This is a genomic window from uncultured Sulfitobacter sp., from assembly GCF_947499945.1.
In the GTDB taxonomy this organism is placed as follows: Bacteria; Pseudomonadota; Alphaproteobacteria; order Rhodobacterales; family Rhodobacteraceae; genus Sulfitobacter.
The window spans coordinates 158327-180831 of sequence record NZ_CANMQD010000003.1 but is presented as its reverse complement, the minus strand read 5'-3'; the positions used below and the strand labels follow the sequence as shown (position 1 = coordinate 180831).

Genomic DNA, 22505 nt, shown 5'->3' with positions numbered 1-22505 from the left:
CGCGATGTTAAAAAGGCCGCTACAAACGGTCGTTTTGAAAGTAACCGACGGATCATAAAAATCACCGGAAACTCTTGTGACACAAAGCCTGAGCAAAGCTCGGTTTGATTTTGACACGTTTTAACCGTCTGCCGAGAATAGACAGTACGTAAATACCCCAGCATCTAGTAAAATGGGGTCACTGCGGACTTCTGTGGCAGAATGCTTCATAGTCTGCTGCGCCGGACAAACCGGACTATTGATGATACCATACAAATAGTAGGTATTGGCATGTTACTTTATGACGAGGAGCATGCAACGCCAATACTGATAAGATTTCCAGCCGTTGCGTTCATGGTCGAATTGCGCTGCGCCCAACCGAACCGCAAGTGAACGCAAAATTCTTTGGGCTAATGTTACTGGCGTCATAGATAAGGCCACAAACGCAATCTGCGACTGGCTAAGATGCGTGGCAACTCAGAGCGCCGCAACCGAGACTGGGCCAAGTCTTTCGTGCTGCATGACGCAAGCAAGAAATCTAATGCCGATAGGAACGGACGAGGCTCGCTTGGATAGAGGTGGATCAGTAGGAGGATCAGTTCAACTGATGCCGCGACTTCACCTTAACTGAAACCCTTCATGCGTTTGTGCCATATGCACGATGCGCCTTATCAATGCTTGGCTGGGGCTTTTGCGGTTCACCAGAAGATGGACCGTGCGGTGCAGCGCGTCTTCGGTGAGGGGTCTTTGAAATATGCCATCGCTGATGGGCATGGTTTCGGGGTGAATAGAACATCCGACACCTGCCAAAATCATCGTTTGCACCATGTTTTCATGTCTGCTTGCGAACCGAACATCAACGGCGGGATGATACCCACCCGGAAGGATGTCCGACAGTGTCGTCAGCAACTCACACCCAAGGCGGCGGACGTATGGCTCTGCCTCCAACTCGTGGATGGAGACGGACTTCATCGCCTCAAAACGGTGCCCTTTTGCAAACGATACAAGATATTTTTCGTCGTATAAATGATGGGCTTCTGCGGACTTTGGAAGGTGAAAGTAGCCAGAAAGGCAAAGGTCCAACGCGCCATTCTCCATCTGTTCAATTAGCTCTACACCAGTTGGAGCGACGAAGGTCAGCTCGGTGTTTGCACAGACCTTGATCAGCTTCTCCAGAAATGGCTGAAGCAGGCTTGTTCCCAAGGTATTCATAATCCCGACCTTCAGGGTCGAACCCCGCTCAACCCTACGGGATTTTGCACGCTCGACCAACTCATCTTCCAAGGCCAGCATGTCCCTAAAGTATGGCTTCATCTCCTCACCAAACGGCGTAAGGCGGACGCCACTTGCATCTCTCGAGAATAACTCACCGCCCAATTCCTCTTCCAACTTGCGGATGCCGCGGCTCATAGAGGGTTGCGAAACATTACATTTTTGCGCTGCGTGTGTGACATTCTGTGTTTCACAGATCGTCAGGAAGTAGCGTATTTGGTAGAGCTGCATTGGTACGAGCCTTCTAAAGTGTGGGGCTGAGTTCGCTGATATCCAAGCAGAATTTCTAAACTTTGCAAGTTGCCATACCTTTTGGCTATGCCAGAGGGCGCAATTTGTATTTCTCAATCAAGGTTTTCGTGCCTAGCCTAGGACCTGAGACGCGGAGCAGTCAGTCTGCCTTGACCAAGCACCGCCGCGACGGATTTAATACCAATTGCAAGCGCAGGGGATATGGAAGCATGTATATTATCTCGAAATTGGAACAGACTTTTGCTGCTTTTGTACTTGCTATTGGTTTGTTGGCAAATAGCGCGCAAGCATCAGAGCAATTGAATACCACCTCAGATGGATTGGCGATGGACGGCTTTGATGTCATATCCTACTTTATCGCAAGTAAGCCCGAAAAATATGAGCAAAGGTACATTAGGTGGTGCGCAAACGCGGTTTCCAAAGGCTATGCTGCTGATGTGGACTTTGTGAATGGTTGGGCGGTAATTGATGGCTCGCTGCACCTGTTCTGGGCCAATGGCACCAAGCATAACTTCTTTTCTGATGTGACAGCCAAACGTGTCCGCGCTGAAGACAATTGGCCAACAGTGTTCTCCGGCATTGTTGATGGAACGGTCAAGTTCCCCCGCCATTCCGAGCATTTTGAAAGCGTTGGGATCACACATCCACAAGAGGCGCCTGAAGAGGGTTGAAGCATCTTCGCGCAAGGCCACGGCGCCTTGTCGAACAAAATACTGAAATAGGCAGGCCCCAAGCCTGTCTGTTTTATTCACAGCACGTGATGGCGGACGGGGCGAATTGTGTACTGTAGGCTGTGATGATACGCTCACTCACAATACAAAAGGAGACTTAGATGCGACTTTTACTCAGTTTACTGCTGTCATGTTTTGCGCTTCCTGCTTTGGCAGCTGAAGGCACACGCGTGCAGGTCAAAGGGGAAATCATTGATACATGGTGTTATTATTCCGGTGTCATGGGCGGGCCAGATGCAGTCGTAGGCAGTGCGCATCATACCTGCGCATTGTGGTGCAGCGCTGGGGGTATTCCTGTTGGCGTGCTGGCCGATGATGGTACAGTCTACATGGTTCTTAAATTGCCGGGCGACAGCAGTGCAAATGGTGGCGATACGGCGCTGAGCATGGCTGCGCATACGGTCGAGGTCGATGGAATGCTCTATGAGCGTGACGGGCTCAACTACCTCATTGTGGCCGACGTTGTGTCTGATCTGGATATCCAGAACCGCACCCACGAAGACTACGGCAACATCCCTCCCTTCTCGATACCGGACCCAAACAAATGAAACATTTTATTGCTTTGATGGCCCTTATCGCCACCCCGCTCGCGGCGCAGGATTTCTCCGAAGGGTCGGAGGCGAAGTCGTGGAACCTTTATGCTGAAGTGCCAGCGCGTTTTGAGGCCGAAGTGGTCGATGTGCTGTGCAAACTGACGGGTGATTGCCCCGAAAACTGTGGCGATGGCACGCGGCAGATGGGTCTGCTGCGCACGACCGACGATGTGATGGTGTTCCCGCTCAAAAACAACCAGCCAGCGTTTACGGGTGCCGCCACGGATTTGTTGCCCTATTGCGGCCAGACCGTAACTGTTGATGGCTTGTTGATCGACGACCCCGATCTGAACGCAAAAAATCTCTATCTCGTTCAGACGGTGACCACGGCGGACGGTACGGTCAACAAAGCCAACCAATGGACCAAGGAGTGGGCAAAGGCCAACCCCGATGCCGCAGGTAAAGGTCCGTGGTTTCGGCGCGACCCTCGGATCAACGAGATCATAGCGCGCGAAGGCTATCTTGGGCTGGGTCAGGAAGCTGATGCTGCATACATCGCCGAGAACTTCTGATGATCAGGGTGTCTGATGCGCTACGGCTCGCATCGTTCGGGATGGTTTTCTTGGCCTCGCCCAATGCAGTTTTGGCCAAGGAGCCTTTCCCGCTCGCCTTGGGTGGCGACTATGAGTTGATCGACCAATATGGCAACACACGGACCCAAGCTGACCCTGATGCGCGGGCGCAACTGGTGTTCTTTGGCTATATTAATTGCCCCGACATCTGTACCGCTGCCATGCCGATGATGGCTCAGGTCACTGACGCGTTGGCGGCTGACGGGATTGAGGTGACGCCTGTGATGATCACGATTGCGCCAGAGCAGGACCGTGTGGATACGATGGCAACGCCTCTTGCTGCCTTGCACCCCGATTACATCGGCCTGACGGGAGGGGCACCTGCACTCGCACGAGCATATGAAGCCTATTCAGTGGAAATTACGCCCTTGTTTCAGGATCCTGAACTCGGCTGGATCTACGCGCATGGGTCGTTCATTCATCTGCTTGATGGGAAAGGTGACATCCTGACATTGATCCCTCCGATCCTTGGCGTAGACCAAGTAGCCGATATCGTCCGCAAATATCTACTGCCCTAAGGATGACGGCCGTGAAAGACGTCTGTTGAGCTGCTTCCAAGCATGTCCGGCGGCTCTACTGTAAAGGCAGACAGTCGCTGCATCACGGAAATTTCGAAATATGAGCTGCAAGCGATAACCCGATGATTTCAGACATGATCATGCCGCGCTGTACGGCCTTCAAGGTCGGCTCTGCGGAAAAAACCTAAGTTCAGTCGAGCGGGCGTATCAGTCGCTCAAACTCCGGTTCATCATAGTCTTCTACGAGCAGAACGCGAAGCGCGCATGCGAGCTTTGAGGTGCCGCTCGATTTGTAGACGGTTTGCTTGGTGATTTTGGAACCAAGGAGAGCGGGATATGAACAAAAGAATTCGGCTTGCGGACAAGTTTAAGCAGGACCTTGTAGCGCAGATTATTGAGCGTACTTATGCTGTCAGCGCAATGGCTGAGCGTCTGGGTATCAGCACGATGTCGCAATACACTTGGAAGGCTCAGTTTTCGAAGTCACCGCATGTAAATACTGAGGTTTTGGATCAAGTTGCTGAGATAAGGCGGCTGAAGCGCGCACTGGCGCGGGTGACCGAGCAACGCACTATCTTAAAAAGGGCGCAAATCGTCCGCCATTGGTCCAAGGACAATGACGCGAGCGTACTTCGCGCGAGAGTCTCAGTGGGGTACGCGTTTATTGAGCCTCACCGCGCAGAGTTTTCTGTTCGGTCAATGTGCCGAATGATGTGCGTTCATTTCAGCGGGTTTTCCGCATGGCTTAAAGAACCGTAAGGCCAGCTAGCGCTCTCAGATGCACGCCAGACAGAACTGATCCATCAGCCGTGGACGGATCGTGGCAAGGTCCATGGATAAGAAAAGCTGACAGATAACCTGCGCAATGCTGGCGGGACCTGCTCGGAGAACCGTGTGGCACGTTTGCCAGTCTTGCGGGTATCACGGCACAAATCGGCTACAAACGCTTCCCTCGTCGATATGGTGGGATCACCTGCAATAGTCATGTTGGTCTCTGCGACGACATACAAGAATACCCCGTTCTGAGTCATATCCAGCGTACTGCCCAAAACAGGGCTGGAGGGTGCTGCATAGAACAATCGGCTTGACCCTAAGGGATTGAAGTTAAATGTACCTCCGTCAATCCCAGTGACGATTGTGACAGCTTGTACTGTCACAGTTCGAACAGACTGCGGGCCGCCTAGATCGACAGTCCTGCTGCCCGCTGGTTTACCGGAGTTTACTGTTGAGGTTGAAGTCGGCACAGCACCGACTTCCCAGTTTGACTCCACTCCATAAGCGTCGTTTGTTACACCACCCCAATATCGCTGCTGTGCCTGCGCCTCCCCCTCAGCACAAGCGTCACGCCTGTCGCGAGCGCAAACACCAACTCCGTCGCGCGGCCCATGCGGCACTGCTTGCGCATACTACGTTTCGAATTCTGCACCCAAAGCAGTCTTTTCTCAAGAAATAGGCGGCAGCGGTCGGAGCATCACAAACCCATGAGACTCTCCTTCAACCGTTTGAATTTCGAACGGCAACAACATCATCAGGCGTGGCTGGCAATTCGGCACGGATTGCACTGGCCCTTCTTAAGCAAACGGCTGATTTTGGCACTCCATGAACTGCGCGGCATCGGCGCAATCGATAAAATTAACCCATTTCCGAGCGGTTCTGGATCACTGTTTGCGGTTGATCAGTGGAGGTAATGTCGCGGCCATCACTTCCACAAACCGTGGCTGCTGAACTTGAAACGCCCACAGGTTCACACTTGTATCAGTGATACAAAAAGAGAGCCCTGCTATGCAAAAAGCACAAATCCGTCTCGGAAATAACAGGTTAAGCAATGTAATTGATCAAAAAAACAAGAAATGTACTTTCAGCAGTGCCAATAGCGCCTCTTTATTCTCCGGACCGACACAAGCAAGCGCAATGGCATTTAAGCGGAAATGAGATCAACCACAGTTCGGGCAAAGGAGGTGATATTTGCAAAAATGACAATGTCGCCACTGGCTGTGATTATAAACGTACCACCACCGAGTGCCTGCACCGCTATGTCATTCCCGATGCGATTGTGAAGAAAAATGTGCGGGGGTTTCGCGTTGTGTATTGGCGCAAGCTCAAACGGAATGACAGAAGTCTGCGAGACGATGATGTCACTAGCATCGACAACGGCGAATTTGACGATAATGTTGACCGAATGCGATCAGGAAGGCTTGGATATCTATGCCTTTGAGCAAATGACCCCAGTTCTCTGGCAAACCACCGCTGAACGAAACTGCCGTCAAATTCCGTGCAACTGAGCTTCGCCCCGAAAATTGAACAGGATCCAGCTTGAACCGAGTTCCTCTTTGCAGCTTCTAATCGTGCTTGGTGGATTCAGTGTTCTGTCAACGAACCGCGGCTGGTGGGCTGCTGCCAATTGAGGAGTGCATGTGACCATAGAATTCGGCTTTTCTCTGCCCCCTGCCTTGGCGTACGGTACTGCCATTCAGGCCTGCAAACAAACCATAGTTATTTCGTGGATCGCCCTGAACCTTTGACAAGGTGTTAGCCCCTTGCGCGGTATGGCTGTTCGAGGGATGAACCCTGATCATTGGGTAAGGTGAGCCGAAAGGGCACAAACCAGCTTCCGGTGTTTTTGGTATCCGTCGCGCCAGCATTTTGCGCTTGTGCCAATTGATGACCTTGAGAGGGTGACGCACATACAAACACACAGCGTCCAGAAGAGGCTTGTCGATCACGCGCATTAGATTGACCTTCATCCTGCCCTCACCTTTTTACTCATCCTAGGAATGCCGATTGCTACATCGACGACAAGGCTCCGTCTGATCACAGACAAGCAGTGCAGGTTTGAAGCAAGAGTCAGCGAAATTCATGTCCGTGGCAAAAAGCGTTTAGCTAAAGGAAGTATAGGTAGGACCCCCTTTTCAAACACGGCCCGTCAACTGAAATACGATGAGGTTTAACCAAGGTCAGTGCCGATCAAAAGAGATCGCCATATCCAAGCCGAAAATCGAAATAGCCAAGGATTGAATAGCAACACCAAGCCTCTTTCAAACTTGTTGCCTTGTTGTTTCTCAAACTCAATATCGTCCAGTTTTTACTTGAACTATTTTGGTTAACATTGCGCAAAAACAAACTCAGAAGAAACTGTCTGCAAGACATATCAATCGCTTTTTGCTATTCTGAATACAGCATGGCCAGCCCTGCCGCCCCCATCAAGCGCTTGCACAACGCGGCGGGGTATTAAGATGTTCGGGCCGCTCAACTCGCAATTTATTGGAGATCGCAATACAATGTCAGTGAAAACTATCTTAGTCGCCTACTCTGGTTGGAGTTCTGCGCAACGCCCTCTCAAACATGCGCTCAAAATAGCCAACCATCATGATGCCTGGCTGACAGGGATTGTCGGGCATGGAAAATCCCACGTCCTAAGATTGTTCGCAGGACAGATGCCCTCCGAAGTTTTCGCTCTGCTCAAGGAAAATGAGAGAAAAGAGATTGCTGACGCCAAGGATACCTTTGCAAAAGAAGTTGCGCGCAACAACCGTAGCCATCGCTCTGATTTCCTTGATGTAATAGATGAGGACGGTGGCACAGTTGCCAGTTTTTCGCGTACATTCGATCTGGTCGTCACAGCGCCGCATACGACTGCGCGGGATGAGGAGCATATGTCTGCCAGCCCCGATTTGATCGCGCTGCAATCGGGACGCCCCGTTCTTATTGTTCCAAAAGAGTATGATGCGCCAGGGCTGTCCACCCATGTTCTCGTCGCTTGGGACGGCAAACGGGCGGCTGCGCGTGCTATTGGTGACGCTATGCCCATGCTGGAGGAAAAAGGCAAAGTGACCGTTCTTACGATCGGGGCAAAAACCCCTGCGGGAACAGATCGCTTGATCCAGAATTTGCGCCATCATGGTATCAGAACAGACCATTTACAGAGTTCAAAAACCGGCAGTATCGGCAATACAATCCTTGTCACAGCTCAGGACATTGGTGCTGATCTGATAGTGATGGGAGCCTATGAGCACTCCAAATTTGCGCATGATGTTTTTGGAGGTGTCACGACAGATGTTCTTGAAGGCATGAACGTCCCTGTCTTGATGTCGCACTGATTATGGGTAGGAAACTAAAGCGACAATGAGCGTTGCCCGACGAGCCGATATTCGCGCGTGGCGGATGATCTTGAGGGAAGGCGTGTACAAAAGGCTTATGGTAGTGCCACCTGCCCTTCCCGCTTCGATCCCGATATTCGCTAACTTCTTACAGGATCGAAGTGCTGTGCGACCAGATCTGCCGCCGCTTGCGCGACCAACTGTCTGTCGCATGCTGTGATTTTGAGAGCTGTTGGCACCTTCACCAAGTGTTCTGCGGGGGTTTTGCTTGCCATTCTGTCTGCGTGGGTAGAGTAATACCAGCCATCCCATGTTAACCAATGTGCAAAGGCTGGCGCCCCACTCGCTGCGGCCTTGCTGATGGCAAGATAGTCAAATTCGATGACCCGAATATCCATCCCGTTTTTCGCGTCCAGTTCGGCCGACATCGTTTCACGATGGGCAGTTGCGTATTCGAGCAAGACGTCAACCAGTCGCGTGACTTCACGGCTCCAGATGCTGATGTCTGCGGATTTTCGGGACAATTCACTGTTCAGTCTCTGCCCCGCATTAAATACATAAATCACCGCTTGTCGCTTGTCGCCACGGGCATAAATCGCCTCCCGCAGAGTTTCGATGCCTGTGTTTTCTACAACACCGCCATCGCCAAGGTGCCAGTATTCATCGGCCTGTGCATTGCGGCCCTCAATCTGGATCGTGGTGGGTCCGAGGTAGGGCGGAAAGGCGGCAGAAGTTGCAACCGCAAGAGACAATGGAACCTCGTTTGGCGTAGCACGCAAGTTCTCGCCCCCCGAGAAAGACAAAGACCGCAAGGCCGATGGCAAAGCAACCGTGTCATCGGCATCGTGAGGCGGCAGCGTGCCGTTGGAAAAAACAAAGCGGCGGCCCGTGTCATAGCTGACGCTGTTGAAGAAAAAGGTACGATCCTTGGGCAGATGGCCGAAAACTGCGCCATCCAGAAAATCCTGTCGGTTCAACGCGTCTTGAAGCGATACAAGTCTCCGCGACGGGCTAAAGGCCCGTGACGGCCTGCGCAGTTGGTTCATCTGCACATCCCAAAAAAAGTCATGCGCCATGACAGATTGCATCCGTTTGAAATAGGCTCTTGCATCCGTTTCGACCGGATGTAGCGCGAGGTAAGACGCGGCGAACCCGCCACCGCTGACGCTCGACACATGAGTAATTTGATCCAGCATCCCCCGCTTGTGAAGGGCCTCCATTCCCGCCGCAGCAAAGACCGCAGCACGTGCCCCGCCGCCCGACAGGGCGAGCCCCACAAAAGGCTTATCGCCTTGCTCTGCAAGAGAGCCGCGTGTGTCCGCCAAATCGGTTCTGAAATGCACCTTTAGCGGCACGATAAAACCGTAAATAACCGCTGCCAGAAGAATGATGACCGCTAACGCTGTCATCCCTGCAAGAAATAATCCCATGCCTGCCGACACCTTTCTCAACCTGCCGCCCGCGACCCCATGGCGAGTGTTCACACCAAGGGTGGCGTGCCTCGGATGCGATGGCAACGTGTATTTGCGGTCGATGGTATGGAATACCTTACCTTAGGGAACCAATCGTACCGCCATCCCCAATATGGGAGATGCCGCATGTTGGGCGCGTTTCTATACCTTTGATTATCACATCAAAGGATTTTCAAATGGACGTATTTTTTCAGTATCTTTGGCAACTTGGACCTTACGAGGCAGTCGGGGTCGCTGGTTTCATCTGCTACATCGGCGCGTTTGGCGCGGTGCAGCTTGATCTCATGGACGGCAACCAGACGCATTTTACCCTGCTGAACATTCTGGCGGCCTGCCTTGTGGGGATCAGCCTGATCGCTGAGTTCAACCTCGCCTCGGCCCTTATTCAGGGCAGCTGGATCTTCATTGGTCTGATCGGTCTATGCCTGCGGCTGTATCGCAGTATTCCAGCGCGCCAGCCTTCCGCACCAACAACAACAATTTGAAACGGAGAAATTGAGATGAACACCTTGGATATGCTCTCGTATTTTATGACTTTGGTTGCGATTACTTTGGCACCTGGTCCAGTGGTATTAATGTTGATGGTTCGCTCGGCCAGCAATGACGTAGCGGGTGCTGTCGGTTTTGCAGCAGGATATGCCATTGGTGGCGTAGCGATCATATCCGCCGTCTGCTTTGGACTAAGCGCATGGCTCACTGCGATACCCGAGGTGCTGGACTACAGCAAATACGTCATGATAGCCTATATGACATGGCTGGCTTACGGCATCTGGAAGGGCGGCTTTGATATGAGCGGTGGCTGCGATGCGCCGCGTCGTTCGCCCCTCTCATCCGTCTTAGCGGGAACGGTCACCTGCTTTATTTCACCCTATATGATGATCCTGTTCCCGCTGGTCTTGCCAGAGATGATGGACATAACCCTGATCAAAATGCCCGACTTTCTGATCATTTCGGTAACGACATTTCTGTCTCTCTTTGCAGGCGCCGTGATCATCGTCGCATTTGCTGCCCCGTTGCGCCGCTTGGCCCGCTCACCCCGCTCCATGCAAATCCTGAATCGCTCGCTTGCAACCTTGCTGGTGTCGGTTGGCGGTTGGTTAGCCTTGGCATGATCGCGCACCCCATCGGCTGGACAGACCTCTTCCAATGGTCCAGCTGATAACTAGTGTGTCTGTGGCCCTTTGATGTGATACCATTGTGCTACAGACACACACTTTTAATACGTATTTCAAATTCTCTCTGACAATTATCTCATTGTGCGGAATGCACAAAAAAATTGGAATTAGACAATGAAAACTGGTTTGCCATCGGAAATTGATGCCGATAAAATCGTTGACCAACTCTATGATATTGCCCTTGATCCCAAAACGCTCGACACCTTCATTGGTGCATGGAATGACGCAGGGCTTGATGCGGATGCTGCGCGCAAAACAATCAAATCCATCGATGCATTCGATCAGGCCTATATTGCCCATCTCGAGCGGGCCGATACGTTCCTCACGCGCGGATCAAACGCCGACAAAGGACCTGACCTGACTGAGATAATGGCGCCCTTTGACAGTCTGGCAGCCTTTATCGTGGATCAACACATGGTAGTTGTCGCTAGCAATGATGGCGCCCGAGAAGCATTCCAGATCACCGATGGGACAGCACTGGCAGCACTGCCCTTGCCGCCCCACGTAAAGGAGGATTTAGGAAAATCCCTTGGCGACTTGTTTACCAACACTGGCCGTACCGACCTTATGTTACGTCTGGATATGCCAGAACAACGCGGTCCGGCCCTGTTTCAGATACGGCTTTTGCCAGATGCCGCGCCCTCCAGCATGCGTCATGCATTGGTCGTCACAACCCAATACCACTGGAAGGCAGCACTGGGGCAAATCCTCGAAGAAGTATTTGATCTCACTGCTGCCGAACAAGGGGTTGTGAGGGCTTTGGTCGAAGGGCTGGACGCAAAAACCATCGCAGCGGGGCGCGGCACATCGGAAGGTACTGTCCGTAGCCAGATCAAATCGATCCTCTCCAAAATGAATGCACGTAGCCAGTCCGAAGTTATCCGGTTGGTCCTGTCGCTTCGGGATGTGGCCCAACCCGCGTCAGGCGACCGGATCACCTCTACGACAAAGATCTCGCAGCGTCCGCATGGTGACTGGCTACAGACCGAAGCTTACAAACCCTTGAAAACGTTTATTCTCCCTGATGGGCGCAAATTAGATTACCATGACATGGGCCTTGCAGGCGACGCGCCCATTCTGTTTTCCCATATGGGCTATGGGATGGCGCGGTGGCATGCTCCCATGTTGCGGTTGGCGATCAAGCACGGGCTGCGGGTGATCGTCCCTATTCGGGCCGGGTACGGTCAAAGCGATCCATTGCATCCCAAGGCTGATGTGCTCGCAACATGCCGCGCCGATACCCGCCATCTGCTCAACCATCTGGGCATCGCCAGACTACCCTATGTACCGCAGGGCAATGACCTCTTGTTTGCTGTAGATATGGCGGTGCATCACCCCGAATTCATCAGTGAGATCATTGCTATTTGCGGCCGCCCCTTTCTGCCGGGGGACCGCCACTATGCAGGCATGGGAAAATGGCATCGCTTCTTTTTGTCAACAGCACGCCACGCGCCACACTTGCTTAGATTCACTGCAAAGGCGGCAATTGCGATGTCGAAGCGGGTTGGCCCCGTCGAGATGTTTCGCACGATGAACCAACGCTCTGCGGCAGATATTGCGTTACTGAATGATCCCGAAATCGTCTCCATTCTAATCGCAAATGCTGACCTTATCGCAGGAAAGGGAACCGATGTATCACAGGCGTATGCGATGGAACTTCTTGAGACCGAAGCCGACTGGTCTCACCTCATGTTACGTGCGAAGGATGTGCCAACTTCCTTTATCAACGGCAACGACGACCCCTCCACCGACGTTGTAACCATCGCTGAATATCGCGAAACCTACCCGTGGATCGAAATCGAGATCATTCCGGAAGCGGGTCAACTGCTGATCTATCAACATTTCGACACGGTGATCCCCAAGCTTGCTGATGCGGCTAAAAAAGTAATAGCGGCCGATGGTGCTCCAACAACACCTACGTAGACAGTCAATCCGAGGATCAGTGTATATCCAGCCCCGCTGCACAATACTGCTTCCGCCAGATGGAATAAAATATTCTGAGTTAATCGTGTCTGGACCTCTCAATCAAATGTTCTGGGGAGAGCCAGGATTGGCGGTATTTGAACCAAGCTGGGAAAGACATCAATGCTCCGCAGATTTCTTCATGCTCAGTTAAACGCTGGCGGATTTGAGCGGTCGGACGTTTCCGCCTGAGCAGCTGGTGGTTGGTATGGTGCAGTGAGTGTCATGATCGTCAGACTGGTTTGCATTGATTTACTCTTTTGGGCGCGGCGCGTACTCTGTGTTGGTCAGTGACTGGTTTTAAGAGCGACCATTCATTCGCCAAGGGGGAGAATTCTTATGCATCTGAATAGTATTGGACGTGTGCAGTCCCCCCGTGTCATTCGCATTGGCGGCGGTGTTGCGCGCGAAACGGGAGAAGTTTTGGGACAGCTTGGTCTGTCGCGCCCCCTGATCGTTACAGATGAGGCACTTGTGGCCCTGGGCCACGTTCAGACTGTAACGGATGTGCTCGATTGTCATAGCATCAGCTGGAGCATTTTTGACAAGGTGGTAGAGGACCCCACGGATACATGTGTGGATGAAGGATTGGCAGCCTACCGTGCTGGTGACTTCGACTGCATCATCGGCCTTGGCGGCGGCAGTCCGATGGACACAGCAAAAGCCATTAGCTTCATGAGCGTCAACCCCGGGCATGTCCGCGACTATAAAGCGCCCTACCAGATTGACCGCTGTGGCCCGCCTGTGATTCTGATTCCTACAACTGGCGGCACGGGATCAGAGCTGACGCGCTGGTGCGTGATCACCGACACTGTTCAAACCGAGAAATACAACCTCTCGGGTCTCGCTTGTGTGGCTACGGCTGCGCTTATCGACTGGACGTTCACGGTGAGCAAGCCGTGGAGGATCACGGCAGATACTGCAGTAGACAGCCTTACCCACGCGATTGAGGCCTATGTGAGCAGAAAGGCTTTTGCTTATGCCGATGCTTTTGCGCTGGCTGCGATGCCCGCGATTGCTGAAAATGTGCGGCTAGCCTGCGAAGACCCTCATAACGCCACCGCTCGCAGTGCGCTCATGTTGGCTGCATCACAGGCGGGAATGGCCTTTTCCAACGCCTCTGTCGCATTGGTACACGGGATGAGCCGCCCGATTGGAGCACATTTTCACGTCGCACATGGCTTGTCCAATGCGATGCTACTGCCCCGCATTACCGAATTTTCAGTCGGTGCCGCCCCCGAACGTTATGCCACCTGTGCCCGCGTCATGGGCTGGGCCACGGCAGCAGAAACAGATGCAAGCGCCTGTGCACGCCTTGTCGAAAACCTGACAATACTGAATGCTGATCTCAAAGTACCAAGCCCGAGTGACCTTGGGCACGCTGCGACAGACGAGATGCTCACGACTATGGCCGCCCAAGCGCTCGCCTCAGGCTCGCCCGACAACAATCCGCGCGTGCCAAGCCAGCAGGAAATCATACAGCTGTACCATGAGATCTGGTAGGTCGGCGCCTTAGACGGGCGACAGGATATGGATGGCGCGGTCTGCCACCATGTCCTTTGTCCGCGCGCCATAGTCCTTCATATGGGCTGCGCGCATGCGCTCCAAGCGCCTCCGTGCTTTCCTATTGCTCGATCACCACAAACGTATCTTCCCCGAACTGTGCCTGCATCGGCCCTGCGTTTGCGGTATCGATGGTGGCCGCATAGGCGATGCAGCCGTCTTCGGCCAAAACGGCAGGTACATTGGCCTGAAACTCTTCCAGCAGTGCAGCACGCTGGCCTGCTTTTGCTGTGATGACGGCAACGACGTGGACTGTGGACATGATCTATTTCCTGTTCTGGAGGTGTACTTCCGCCGGAGGCTAGCGCCATATGAGCCTGCCCACAACGGGTCTATACCCTTCCCCGCACGGTTCGTATTGGACGTCTCGCACTCTTGCTGTCACACTCTTCTCAAAGCAAATGCAGGAGGTATTATGGCTGACCTATGGCGCATGTCTGCAACCGAGATAGCTCAGGCTGTTCGAAACAAACATCTGTCCGCCGTTGAAGTAACCGAGGCCCACTTGGCGCGGCTTGATGAAGTGAACGGTGCGATCAACGCAGTTGTGCAGGAGTTTCCCGACGAAGCATTGACTGCCGCACGCGCCGTCGATGCACAGATTGCCCAAGGGATTGACCCTGGCCCACTGTGCGGCGTGCCTGTCACGACAAAGGTCAATGTTGATCAAAAGGGCCACGCCACCACCAACGGCCTTAAGCTGCAAAAAGATCTGATCGCGCAGAACGATAATCCCGTGGTTGCCAATATCCGCGAGGCAGGTGGCGTGATTGTGGGGCGCACTAATACGCCCGCCTTCTCGCTGCGCTGGTTCACCAAGAATGACTTGCACGGCCAGACACTTAACCCCCGCGATCGCACGGTAACACCGGGCGGCTCGTCCGGTGGCGCGTCAGCAGCGGTGGCCAGTGGCATTTGTGCCATCGGTCACGGCACAGACATTGCAGGCTCGATCCGCTATCCCGCCTACGCCTGCGGCTTGCACGGGTTGCGGCCCACATTCGGGCGCATCCCCACCTATAACGCCTCTGGTCCCGACCGCCATGTCGGGGCGCAGATTATGGCTGTCTCTGGGCCGATTGCGCGTTCTATCTCCGATATCGAAGTGTCGCTGATGGCGATGTCCGCCGAAGATCTGCGCGATCCGTGGTGGGTGCCCGCGCCCTATGGGTCGGGCGATTTCCCGAAACGCGCAGCACTTTGCATTGCGCCCGACGGAATGCCTGTCACTCTGGAAGTGGAGCATGCCCTGTGCGACGCGGCAGATCGGTTGCGTGCCGCAGGCTGGCAAGTGGACGAAGTACCCTGCCCGCCCATGCGCCGCGCTGCGCTGATAAATGAGCAGTTGTGGATGACCGAAATGCGCATCGGGGCCGAAGCAATGGTGGCGCAAGAGAATGAAGCGGATTCGCAATTCGTCTACGCGCAGATGAAAGGCCGTATCGAGGCTGTAGGTGTCGAGGGAATGCTCGCCGCTTTTCAGGACCGTGCCGGTCTGATCCGCGCATGGCAGCTTTTCACCCAAGACTACCCCGTGGTGATCTGCCCCGTGTCAGGCATGCTGCCGTTTGCACAACAACAAGACGTATCCTCCCCCGAGGCGTTCGAGGCGATTATGGAGGCGCAGCTAACCCAACGCGCCTTGCCCGTCATCGGCCTGCCAGGGCTTGCAGTCGCAACAGGGTTCGCAGGAAATATCCCAGTGGGTGTTCAGCTTATTGCGGGGCGGTTCAGGGAGGACATCCTCATCTACGCAGGCCGAGATATAGAGGCCGCTGGCGCACCTGTTGAAGTGGCAACGCCCTAACCGCAACCGCAAGATGTGAAAACAAATAGGTCGCCCTTTGAACTCAAAAGGCGGCCTATTGTTTTAGCGTTTAATGCTATCCTTAAGCGGCCAGATCAAGGCGGTCCAGCTCCATCACTTTGACCCACGCCTTTACGATCTGATCCACGAACAGCGCTTTGACATCGTCAGCGGCATTTACTTTGGCCAAGGCGCGCAGCTGGCTGTTGGAGCCAAAGACCAGATCACCGCGTGTGCCTGTGCGCTTGACTTCACCCGTGGTCGTTTCGCGTGCCTCGAACACCTTCTGTGTCTCTGTCGCGGCTTTCCACGTCACACCCATTTCCATGAGTGCACGGAAGAAGTCATCGCTCAGCGTGCCGGGCTTGTCCGTCCAGACGCCGTGGCTTGTACCAACATAATCGGCACCAAGGAGCGTAAGCCGCCAACCAGCAAAGTCATCTCTAGCGCTGTAAGCGTCAGCAGCTGTGCCTGATCCATCAGCAACTCCTCTGCAGGTACGTTGAACTCACGCCAGCCCTAGTTGCGGAACCCGTCAACCTGCAGCTTGAGCACATCAATGATTTCCACATCTGTCCCAAACCTGCGTAGACCGCTTTCAGCTTGTCGAGACCCTTTGCCAGCTGTGACAAGCGGGTTAACCCCCAGTCCGTCATCGGCACCAGACGAATACGTGCACCATTAGTACCGCTAAGCCTGTCAGATCCACAAAAGGTAGAGGCCGAAGACCGAGCCGTCTAAACCAGCTCGGTTTTGCAGTGGCCAGAAGCGAGAACCTGCTTTTTCAGTTCCGCCACGTCGGCGTAGTCCACCAACGAATGATCCGATGTCAGGATCGAATTCTGCCAGATCAGCTCGTTGCTCGGCACTTCCATTCCGAGATAGCAAAATGTCCGGCCCCTCGGAGTTACCATAGATCAGACCCGTTCGGACAGCGGACAGCGGGTTTTCCAGATCACGCTCACCTGTGTAGTGCGTGTTCTTGCCGCCGGATTCTTCGAGCCAGATTTGCTCGGGACTCCAATAAATATTTCCTCCCGCTCGCAGATGTCCTCACGCCAGTCGGCATGGCCGAATGTCCCGCACTCCATATTTTCACGCGCACAATTGTCCGCGAGGGTCATCAGGTCGGCCCATAAAATCTTGTTGCCATATTTCTATTAGAGGGACCACAAAAGGCGGCGTTCTTTGTCAAAGTTGCCGTTGTCAGACCAAGAGTTCAGCGGCACACAGCGATGCTGGAACCGGCGCGACCATCAGCTTTACGGTAGGTTCCTGCTGAGGGCCAAGCCATGCGGATTTAGAACGGACCGTGGTGGCCGAAGTCTGCTGGCCACCAATCCTTGCTGTCGTTTATCAGGGCATAGATGTTGAATTTCACCGCATCCAGATCAAACTGGTTGAGCCAACTGTCACGGTTGGAGCGTGCAGTGTTTGCGGTCTGCTTACCCGCGCCAAAGCCCATCAAGCAGCCGTCCTGTTCGCCACCTAAGAAAGTACCCTAGAACTACAGTTGTTCGAGCGCAGTGCCTGTCAGGACCACCTTACACTGGTCGGGGGGCAGTTCGCGCCGCGGCAAGACAGATTTTGCGCGCGGCACAGGCTCTCTCGAATACGGACGGCAGCGCTGGCGGCAGCATCTTCACACGTCTGCGCATCGGGATCATTGGGACAATCCCGCCCTAATTGCTGCCTAGTGTCATCGGCCATATCACCGCTGCGCCCCCCGAAGTTGACCTACTTGTGCAAGAGACAATGACCTACAAACTGATCGAGGCGTTAAACGATGGCAAGCTTGATTGCGCCTTCGCCGCCCTCCCCGCGTCCGAGCCCGCCTTTGCTGAAGTGGCCCTGTTTGACGAGGCGATGGTGCGGGTATTGGCGTGACGCTGGTTTCTGAAATGGCAGTGTTGGTCGAAACACGCCCAGCCACAGTACACATCGCACCTATGAGTGCACCGCACCGCAAACACACGGTCGGGATCATCTGGCGCAAGTCCTCAGCCCCGTCCGAAAAGCTGGAAGCGAGTGCAGAGTTTGTGCGCATTGCGGCCGCAGCGCACCCTGCATTCGCCAAGCGCTAAATCGCAGCTTTCACCGTCCCGTCGGTGATCCATCCATCAAGAACTGCCAGCGCCGCATCAGCAAAAGCCGGGTCGTTGATGTGACAGTCGAGCATCGTCAGCTTGGTTGGCGCTTTCACAGATTTCTCCATCTCGTCCACCATCGCGGCCAAGGCATCGGGATCATGTGCGGGACCGCCCTCCTTGTCCCACTCCTCAATACCTTGGCGCGGCATCAGCACATGCACAGGCCCCTTGGCCCCTGCCAACCGCTCAGCCATCGCGCGCACGACACCGCGCCGTTCGTCCCCTGATAGGGCGGCAGATTTGATCAAGCGGTTGTGAGCATGGAACGGGCGGTCATCGTACTGCACAGGAATATCCTGCCAACCGGCAAAATCAATTAAATCTGCGCAGCCCGCCGCGACAAGCTGCGGTACCCCAGCCGCCCCTGCCCCTGTGAGGCGATCAGCGCCCGAGTGTACAACAGAGCCACCCACCAGATTGCTCAACTCTTGCAGTGAGAAATCCATAACAGCGGCAAACTGCCCCTGACGTGCCAGCGCTTCAAACGCCATGCCGCCCATGCCCGTGGCGTGGAACACAGCAACGTCAAACCCGCGCTCATGCAGCGGATCGCGCAGCAGTTTCATGTACTTCAGGCAGGACGACCCCAGTGAGGTCATCCCGATCACAGGGCGAGTCGAGACTGGCTTCTCCACCGCCATTGCAGCACCCAGCACGGCACCCGCCGCCTGAGACAAGGAGGATCTACAGATTGGATTCAAGCCATAAAGCCCACCTGCCCAGAGGATCATCTGAATATCGGGGCTGAGGCGCTCTGTCGGGATAATCGGTGAAAAGCTGACAGTGGAGACGACATATTTCGGCACCCCCATTGGCAAGGCCTGCGCACAATCGAGTGCCAGATCGGTGCCCATAGTGCCGCCCAGCACAATCATGCCGTCCATCTTACCCTGCGCATGCAACTGCGATGTGAGCAGTGCAGCTCCCCGCGCCATAATTTGCATCGCCGTATTCTCGTCACCGCTGTCGATGGCCTCCCTGATCGAGGATTCACCTGCCTCGGCAACTTGATGCTTGGACCAATCAGTCGGCTTGGACGGATCGCCCAGCACGCTCACATCCATTGAGACAACCTTGCCACCCATCGCCTCGATCCGCTCGGCAACATAGTGAAGCTCTTCGTCTTTGGTGTCGTATGTTCCGATCACGAGGATTGTTTTGGTCATGGGTTTCTTCCGTTACTGGCTACCACCCTGGGTGGGGTGAATGTCGCTATCTACGTCTTGCGGCGGGTTGCGCGCCTCTTTGATGAGGGTGCGGATATGCAAAGCGATCACCAGAAGGATCATCGCGAATATCACCATCGCAATGGGCCGCTCAATCATGTCCAGCGGGTTTTTGACCCGTGGCATGGCCGAGCGCAGCTTTGTCTCCATGATCCCGCCCAGAACCATGCCGAGGATGATCGGCACAATCGGCAGGTTCAGCCGCTTGAGGACTACACCGAAAACACCAAACCCCGCCGCAATCGCGCAATCAGTGATGGAATTGCGCAGGCTATAGACACCAACGAACCCCAGCAGCAGGATCGTCACACCGATCAATCGCGTGGGCAGTTCGATCATCTTGGTCAGCCTGTTGGTAGAGAACATCAAGAACACCAGCACGATAATATTAAGCACCAGCAACGCCAGATACAACGCCATGACAAAGGGCATGTCGTTCTGGAAAAGCTGCGGACCGGGGATCACATCGTGCACATAAAAGACCGAGAGCATCATCGCCGTCAGCGCCTCCCCCGGAATACCAAGCGCCAAAAGCGGGATCATCGCGGCAGCAGGCACGGCATTGTTTGCCGCTTCGGAGGCGATCAGCCCTTCGGGCGCGCCTTTCCCAAAGAGTTCGGGCGTTTTGGACGTCTTTTGCGCATAGGTGTAGGACATAAATTGTGCCGTGAATTCCCCCACACCGGGGATCATGCCCATGAGCACGCCAAAGCTGGAAGAGACGGTCGCCACACGTTTATAGAGCCATAGCTCCTTCAGCCCTGACAACATGGAGCCTTCTATTGATGTCAGCTTGGGGCGCTCGTCTGGTTGGGTAAGCAGCAAGAACGCTTGGCTCAGCGCGAAGAGGCCCAGCACCACCACGATGAGATCTACCCCAGAGGTGAGCCATGTTTGCCCAAAGGTGAACTGACGCGAATAAGTGATCGGCTCAAGCCCGACTGTTTGAAGAAAGATACCAAAGGCCGCGAGCATGCCAGCCGCAAAAATCTGGCCGCGGTGGGCCAGCACCACAAGGATAATCCCCAACAACGCAGCGAGGAATATTTCGCGCGAGCCGAAATGCGGCGCAATCTTTGCCAGCAGTGGGGCCAGCAGCATCAAACACAGGATCGAGAAAACACCCCCAAAAAAGGACGCGGAATAGGCAAGCGCCACAGCGCGCCGCGCCTCACCTTTTTGGGTCATGGGATAGCCGTCATAAGTGGTCAGGGCATTCACCGCCGTGCCGGGCGTGTTGATCAGCACCGCAGGCAACGCACCGCCATACATGCTGGAGCCATATATCCCCAGCAGCATCACCAAACCTACCAAGGGCGGCAGCGCAAATGTCGCTGGTAGTAGAATCGCGATCGCAACAGCCGCCCCGACACCGGGAATGGCGCCAATAATCACCCCGCCAATGGAACCGACCAGCAGCGCCAGCAGCACCTGCCAATCCAATAACAGCGTCACAGCGGAGGAGAAAACATCCATTATCCAGATCTCTCAGAAATAGGTGAGCATGAAAGAGCGCAGCGTGGTCGGCAGCATCTCATAGATCGCCCCACCGGGGATTTTGACCTGTAGGAAGGATTTGAACAGCACCACAATCGTGGCACCCATGGCCGCCATACTCATCAAAATTTTCGGATCGCGGTATCCCGCACGCGCCGCCAACAGCACGCCAAAGATCATTGATGTCGCAAGGTAGCCTAACTGCGGCACGGTGTAGACATAGGCCATGAACCAGCCTGCATATTCGACAGATCGGACCCAGTCCCAGACCTCGGTCCAGCGGCCGTTGATGCGGGGCGACAAGGCGGAAGAGATCAAATGCAACGCAGCAAAGAAGGCCATAAGAGCGATAGACACCGTCGGCCAGAATGCTGGCTGCGTGAAGGTTTTGCCGCCCGATTTCCACGGCGCCTGACTGCCAAGCTGGCTCAGCAGAAACAGCGAGAACGCCAGAAATGCCCAAGCAAAAACAATATCACCCGGACGCCTGTAGCGTTTGAAGAGCTCTTGTAGCCCTTTGAGACGGGTCATGGCATGACCTTTTTTAAAAAAATGGATCGGGGATTAAAAGCAGAGCCGCCTTTGAACAAAGCGGCGCTGCGGTTTGACTTATTCGAGCATGGCGCCGATGGCACCCATCGTCTCGATGTCCTGTGCGATCAGCGTTTTGCTCGCTTCGGCATCGGACCAATAGACCAGCGCACCCGTCTCGGCAGCCAATGCCTGTGCGCGCTCGGACATCATTGTCTCAGAGGCAACTGCGATAATTTTTTCACGCACGTCTGCAGGGGTGTCTTTGTGCACAAACAATCCGTTCCAAAGCGATACGTTCAAGTCTGGCGCAAGCTCGGCCACTGTTGGCGTGTCAGGAGTAAGGCTGATGCGCTCGCCACCGATGGAGGCCAGCACTTTTACATCGTCCAAGCAGGGCAGAACCAGTTGCAGTGTCGTGTTGATCACGTCCACATCACCCGAGGCCAGCGTATTGCAATCCAGCGCGTCGAATGCCGCATCCGAGGCATAGGAAAAGCCCATCTTTTTGGCCAATGCCTTGGTCACCTGCGTCGGCACCAATGGCGCACCGAAATGGCCAAGTGCGACTTCGTTTCCCTTGGCATGTGCGGCCAAGCCCGCCATGTCGTCATAAGGCGCATCTTTGCCTGCAACGATCACAAAGGGGTACGTAAGGAAGGTGCCAAGCGGCTCGAACGGATCAGGGCTCAGTTCGGGAATGCCGATATTCGGGCCGACAACAGGCACCGCGATGATAAACGAACCGATGGTATAGCCGTCCGCAGGGGCCACTGCCACTTCAACCGCACCAGGGAATGGGCCGCCGCCGCCGCCGGGCTTGTTCACAACTGCTGCTGGAACACCGTATTTGGTCTGGAAATCCTCGGCGATCATCCGCGTCAGCACATCCTCAAGATCACCGGGAGGCCATGGCACAACGAACGAGACAGGCTTTTCGGGGTATTCGGCAACTGCCGCGATGGGGGCTGCAAACAGCGCAAGCGCTGTAGTAGTAGCCAGAATGGCCTTGGTGACGTTCTTCATCTTCTTCTCCCTGATGAGGGTCTTTTGACCCCTTATAATATCGCTTCGGTGACGCATGAGTTTCCCAGCTTGACGTTACTGG

Annotated in this window: 27 protein-coding genes; 14 read left to right on the top strand and 13 right to left on the bottom strand. The window is 54.5% G+C overall.

What is annotated here, in order from left to right:
* Positions 1-597: 597 nt before the first annotated feature.
* Positions 598-1482, bottom strand: a complete 885-nt coding sequence (locus Q0775_RS14395) for a LysR family transcriptional regulator (protein ID WP_298862255.1) — start codon at positions 1480-1482, stop codon at positions 598-600.
* A gap of 230 nt (positions 1483-1712) precedes the next feature.
* Here Q0775_RS14395 and Q0775_RS14390 point away from each other — a divergent pair, with 230 nt between their 5' ends.
* The 5 genes from Q0775_RS14390 (at position 1713) to Q0775_RS14370 (ending at position 4676) form a co-directional block, all read left to right on the top strand.
* Positions 1713-2174, top strand: coding sequence for a hypothetical protein (locus tag Q0775_RS14390; protein ID WP_298862252.1), 462 nt, complete (start codon positions 1713-1715; stop codon positions 2172-2174).
* A 161-nt stretch (positions 2175-2335) separates the two neighbouring features.
* A complete protein-coding gene (locus Q0775_RS14385; RefSeq protein WP_298862249.1) occupies positions 2336-2782 on the top strand; it encodes a hypothetical protein in 447 nt (148 codons plus the stop codon).
* Positions 2779-3339: a hypothetical protein gene (locus Q0775_RS14380; protein ID WP_298862245.1), complete on the top strand. Its 561-nt coding sequence runs from the start codon at positions 2779-2781 to the stop codon at positions 3337-3339. The genes Q0775_RS14385 and Q0775_RS14380 overlap by 4 nt, the downstream gene beginning before the upstream one ends.
* The gene (locus Q0775_RS14375; protein WP_298862243.1) at positions 3339-3917 is read left to right on the top strand and encodes an SCO family protein; all 579 of its coding nucleotides are present in this window, start codon (positions 3339-3341) and stop codon (positions 3915-3917) included. The genes Q0775_RS14380 and Q0775_RS14375 overlap by 1 nt, the downstream gene beginning before the upstream one ends.
* Before the next feature lie 336 nt (positions 3918-4253).
* Positions 4254-4676, top strand: coding sequence for a transposase (locus Q0775_RS14370; RefSeq protein ID WP_298862240.1), 423 nt, complete (start codon positions 4254-4256; stop codon positions 4674-4676).
* A gap of 44 nt (positions 4677-4720) precedes the next feature.
* Here Q0775_RS14370 and Q0775_RS14365 read toward each other — a convergent pair whose 3' ends face one another.
* The gene (locus Q0775_RS14365) at positions 4721-5161 is read right to left on the bottom strand and encodes a hypothetical protein (RefSeq protein ID WP_298862237.1); all 441 of its coding nucleotides are present in this window, start codon (positions 5159-5161) and stop codon (positions 4721-4723) included.
* A 587-nt stretch (positions 5162-5748) separates the two neighbouring features.
* Here Q0775_RS14365 and Q0775_RS14360 point away from each other — a divergent pair.
* Positions 5749-6132, top strand: coding sequence for a hypothetical protein (locus tag Q0775_RS14360; RefSeq protein ID WP_298862234.1), 384 nt, complete (start codon positions 5749-5751; stop codon positions 6130-6132).
* A 154-nt stretch (positions 6133-6286) separates the two neighbouring features.
* Here Q0775_RS14360 and Q0775_RS14355 read toward each other — a convergent pair whose 3' ends face one another.
* A complete protein-coding gene (locus Q0775_RS14355) occupies positions 6287-6661 on the bottom strand; it encodes a hypothetical protein (protein WP_298862231.1) in 375 nt (124 codons plus the stop codon).
* A 534-nt stretch (positions 6662-7195) separates the two neighbouring features.
* Here Q0775_RS14355 and Q0775_RS14350 point away from each other — a divergent pair.
* A complete protein-coding gene (locus Q0775_RS14350) occupies positions 7196-8014 on the top strand; it encodes a universal stress protein (protein WP_298862228.1) in 819 nt (272 codons plus the stop codon).
* A 140-nt stretch (positions 8015-8154) separates the two neighbouring features.
* Here the strand turns inward: Q0775_RS14350 and Q0775_RS14345 are convergent, their stop codons facing one another.
* Positions 8155-9444 carry a patatin-like phospholipase family protein gene (locus tag Q0775_RS14345; RefSeq protein ID WP_298862225.1) on the bottom strand — a complete coding sequence of 430 codons (1290 nt, stop codon included), beginning with the start codon at positions 9442-9444 and terminating at the stop codon, positions 8155-8157.
* A gap of 218 nt (positions 9445-9662) precedes the next feature.
* On the opposite strand from Q0775_RS14345, the gene Q0775_RS14340 reads away from it, so the two are divergent.
* The 4 genes from Q0775_RS14340 (at position 9663) to Q0775_RS14325 (ending at position 14126) form a co-directional block, all read left to right on the top strand.
* Positions 9663-9971, top strand: a complete 309-nt coding sequence (locus tag Q0775_RS14340) for a hypothetical protein (RefSeq protein WP_298862222.1) — start codon at positions 9663-9665, stop codon at positions 9969-9971.
* A gap of 15 nt (positions 9972-9986) precedes the next feature.
* On the top strand, positions 9987-10598 hold the full coding sequence (locus Q0775_RS14335) for a LysE family translocator (protein ID WP_298862218.1): 612 nt from the start codon (positions 9987-9989) through the stop codon (positions 10596-10598).
* A 177-nt stretch (positions 10599-10775) separates the two neighbouring features.
* The gene (locus Q0775_RS14330; RefSeq protein ID WP_298862215.1) at positions 10776-12584 is read left to right on the top strand and encodes a LuxR C-terminal-related transcriptional regulator; all 1809 of its coding nucleotides are present in this window, start codon (positions 10776-10778) and stop codon (positions 12582-12584) included.
* A 378-nt stretch (positions 12585-12962) separates the two neighbouring features.
* Positions 12963-14126, top strand: coding sequence for an iron-containing alcohol dehydrogenase (locus tag Q0775_RS14325; RefSeq protein WP_298862212.1), 1164 nt, complete (start codon positions 12963-12965; stop codon positions 14124-14126).
* 121 nt (positions 14127-14247) lie between these two features.
* Here the strand turns inward: Q0775_RS14325 and Q0775_RS14320 are convergent, their stop codons facing one another.
* Complete coding sequence (locus Q0775_RS14320) at positions 14248-14448, bottom strand: antibiotic biosynthesis monooxygenase (protein ID WP_298862209.1); 201 nt, start codon at positions 14446-14448, stop codon at positions 14248-14250.
* Between the two features lie 153 nt (positions 14449-14601).
* Here Q0775_RS14320 and Q0775_RS14315 point away from each other — a divergent pair, with 153 nt between their 5' ends.
* A complete protein-coding gene (locus Q0775_RS14315; protein ID WP_298862206.1) occupies positions 14602-15993 on the top strand; it encodes an amidase family protein in 1392 nt (463 codons plus the stop codon).
* An 82-nt stretch (positions 15994-16075) separates the two neighbouring features.
* Here the strand turns inward: Q0775_RS14315 and Q0775_RS14310 are convergent, their stop codons facing one another.
* The 4 genes from Q0775_RS14310 to Q0775_RS14295 all read right to left on the bottom strand — a co-directional run bounded on the left by Q0775_RS14310 (position 16076) and on the right by Q0775_RS14295 (position 17461).
* Entirely contained in the window at positions 16076-16309 is a 234-nt protein-coding gene (locus tag Q0775_RS14310; RefSeq protein WP_298862203.1) for a hypothetical protein, read from the bottom strand.
* Between the two features lie 35 nt (positions 16310-16344).
* Positions 16345-16473, bottom strand: a complete 129-nt coding sequence (locus tag Q0775_RS14305; protein ID WP_298862200.1) for a hypothetical protein — start codon at positions 16471-16473, stop codon at positions 16345-16347.
* 257 nt (positions 16474-16730) lie between these two features.
* Positions 16731-16907 (bottom strand): hypothetical protein, encoded by a 177-nt coding sequence (locus Q0775_RS14300; RefSeq protein WP_298862197.1) that lies wholly within the window; start codon positions 16905-16907, stop codon positions 16731-16733.
* Positions 16908-17293: 386 nt separating this feature from the next.
* On the bottom strand, positions 17294-17461 hold the full coding sequence (locus Q0775_RS14295) for a hypothetical protein (protein ID WP_298862194.1): 168 nt from the start codon (positions 17459-17461) through the stop codon (positions 17294-17296).
* A 218-nt stretch (positions 17462-17679) separates the two neighbouring features.
* Here Q0775_RS14295 and Q0775_RS14290 point away from each other — a divergent pair, with 218 nt between their 5' ends.
* Positions 17680-17880 carry a LysR substrate-binding domain-containing protein gene (locus Q0775_RS14290; RefSeq protein WP_298862192.1) on the top strand — a complete coding sequence of 67 codons (201 nt, stop codon included), beginning with the start codon at positions 17680-17682 and terminating at the stop codon, positions 17878-17880.
* Positions 17877-18077 (top strand): hypothetical protein, encoded by a 201-nt coding sequence (locus Q0775_RS14285; RefSeq protein ID WP_298862189.1) that lies wholly within the window; start codon positions 17877-17879, stop codon positions 18075-18077. Before Q0775_RS14290 ends, Q0775_RS14285 begins: the two co-directional genes overlap by 4 nt.
* Here Q0775_RS14285 and Q0775_RS14280 read toward each other — a convergent pair.
* The 4 genes from Q0775_RS14280 to Q0775_RS14265 all read right to left on the bottom strand — a co-directional run bounded on the left by Q0775_RS14280 (position 18074) and on the right by Q0775_RS14265 (position 22423).
* Entirely contained in the window at positions 18074-19309 is a 1236-nt protein-coding gene (locus Q0775_RS14280; RefSeq protein ID WP_298862186.1) for a Tm-1-like ATP-binding domain-containing protein, read from the bottom strand. The two genes, Q0775_RS14285 and Q0775_RS14280, sit on opposite strands and share 4 nt — an antisense overlap.
* 12 nt (positions 19310-19321) lie before the next feature.
* Positions 19322-20845 (bottom strand): tripartite tricarboxylate transporter permease, encoded by a 1524-nt coding sequence (locus Q0775_RS14275; RefSeq protein WP_298862183.1) that lies wholly within the window; start codon positions 20843-20845, stop codon positions 19322-19324.
* 12 nt (positions 20846-20857) lie between these two features.
* Positions 20858-21397: a tripartite tricarboxylate transporter TctB family protein gene (locus Q0775_RS14270; RefSeq protein ID WP_298862180.1), complete on the bottom strand. Its 540-nt coding sequence runs from the start codon at positions 21395-21397 to the stop codon at positions 20858-20860.
* 78 nt (positions 21398-21475) lie between these two features.
* Complete coding sequence (locus Q0775_RS14265) at positions 21476-22423, bottom strand: tripartite tricarboxylate transporter substrate-binding protein (protein WP_298862178.1); 948 nt, start codon at positions 22421-22423, stop codon at positions 21476-21478.
* Positions 22424-22505 lie beyond the last annotated feature (82 nt).

Bases quoted from the DNA above. Each gene is read 5' to 3' on its own strand.
- Q0775_RS14395 (WP_298862255.1), bottom strand. From the start codon at position 1,482: ATGCAGCTCTACCAAATACGCTACTTCCTGACGATCTGTGAAACACAG.
- Q0775_RS14390 (WP_298862252.1), top strand. From the start codon at position 1,713: ATGTATATTATCTCGAAATTGGAACAGACTTTTGCTGCTTTTGTACTT.
- Q0775_RS14385 (WP_298862249.1), top strand. From the start codon at position 2,336: ATGCGACTTTTACTCAGTTTACTGCTGTCATGTTTTGCGCTTCCTGCT.
- Q0775_RS14380 (WP_298862245.1), top strand. From the start codon at position 2,779: ATGAAACATTTTATTGCTTTGATGGCCCTTATCGCCACCCCGCTCGCG.
- Q0775_RS14375 (WP_298862243.1), top strand. From the start codon at position 3,339: ATGATCAGGGTGTCTGATGCGCTACGGCTCGCATCGTTCGGGATGGTT.
- Q0775_RS14370 (WP_298862240.1), top strand. From the start codon at position 4,254: ATGAACAAAAGAATTCGGCTTGCGGACAAGTTTAAGCAGGACCTTGTA.
- Q0775_RS14355 (WP_298862231.1), bottom strand. From the start codon at position 6,661: ATGAAGGTCAATCTAATGCGCGTGATCGACAAGCCTCTTCTGGACGCT.
- Q0775_RS14350 (WP_298862228.1), top strand. From the start codon at position 7,196: ATGTCAGTGAAAACTATCTTAGTCGCCTACTCTGGTTGGAGTTCTGCG.
- Q0775_RS14345 (WP_298862225.1), bottom strand. From the start codon at position 9,444: ATGGGATTATTTCTTGCAGGGATGACAGCGTTAGCGGTCATCATTCTT.
- Q0775_RS14340 (WP_298862222.1), top strand. From the start codon at position 9,663: ATGGACGTATTTTTTCAGTATCTTTGGCAACTTGGACCTTACGAGGCA.
- Q0775_RS14335 (WP_298862218.1), top strand. From the start codon at position 9,987: ATGAACACCTTGGATATGCTCTCGTATTTTATGACTTTGGTTGCGATT.
- Q0775_RS14330 (WP_298862215.1), top strand. From the start codon at position 10,776: ATGAAAACTGGTTTGCCATCGGAAATTGATGCCGATAAAATCGTTGAC.
- Q0775_RS14325 (WP_298862212.1), top strand. From the start codon at position 12,963: ATGCATCTGAATAGTATTGGACGTGTGCAGTCCCCCCGTGTCATTCGC.
- Q0775_RS14320 (WP_298862209.1), bottom strand. From the start codon at position 14,448: ATGTCCACAGTCCACGTCGTTGCCGTCATCACAGCAAAAGCAGGCCAG.
- Q0775_RS14315 (WP_298862206.1), top strand. From the start codon at position 14,602: ATGGCTGACCTATGGCGCATGTCTGCAACCGAGATAGCTCAGGCTGTT.
- Q0775_RS14305 (WP_298862200.1), bottom strand. From the start codon at position 16,473: ATGGATCAGGCACAGCTGCTGACGCTTACAGCGCTAGAGATGACTTTG.
- Q0775_RS14300 (WP_298862197.1), bottom strand. From the start codon at position 16,907: ATGGTAACTCCGAGGGGCCGGACATTTTGCTATCTCGGAATGGAAGTG.
- Q0775_RS14280 (WP_298862186.1), bottom strand. From the start codon at position 19,309: ATGACCAAAACAATCCTCGTGATCGGAACATACGACACCAAAGACGAA.
- Q0775_RS14275 (WP_298862183.1), bottom strand. From the start codon at position 20,845: ATGGATGTTTTCTCCTCCGCTGTGACGCTGTTATTGGATTGGCAGGTG.
- Q0775_RS14270 (WP_298862180.1), bottom strand. From the start codon at position 21,397: ATGACCCGTCTCAAAGGGCTACAAGAGCTCTTCAAACGCTACAGGCGT.
- Q0775_RS14265 (WP_298862178.1), bottom strand. From the start codon at position 22,423: ATGAAGAACGTCACCAAGGCCATTCTGGCTACTACTACAGCGCTTGCG.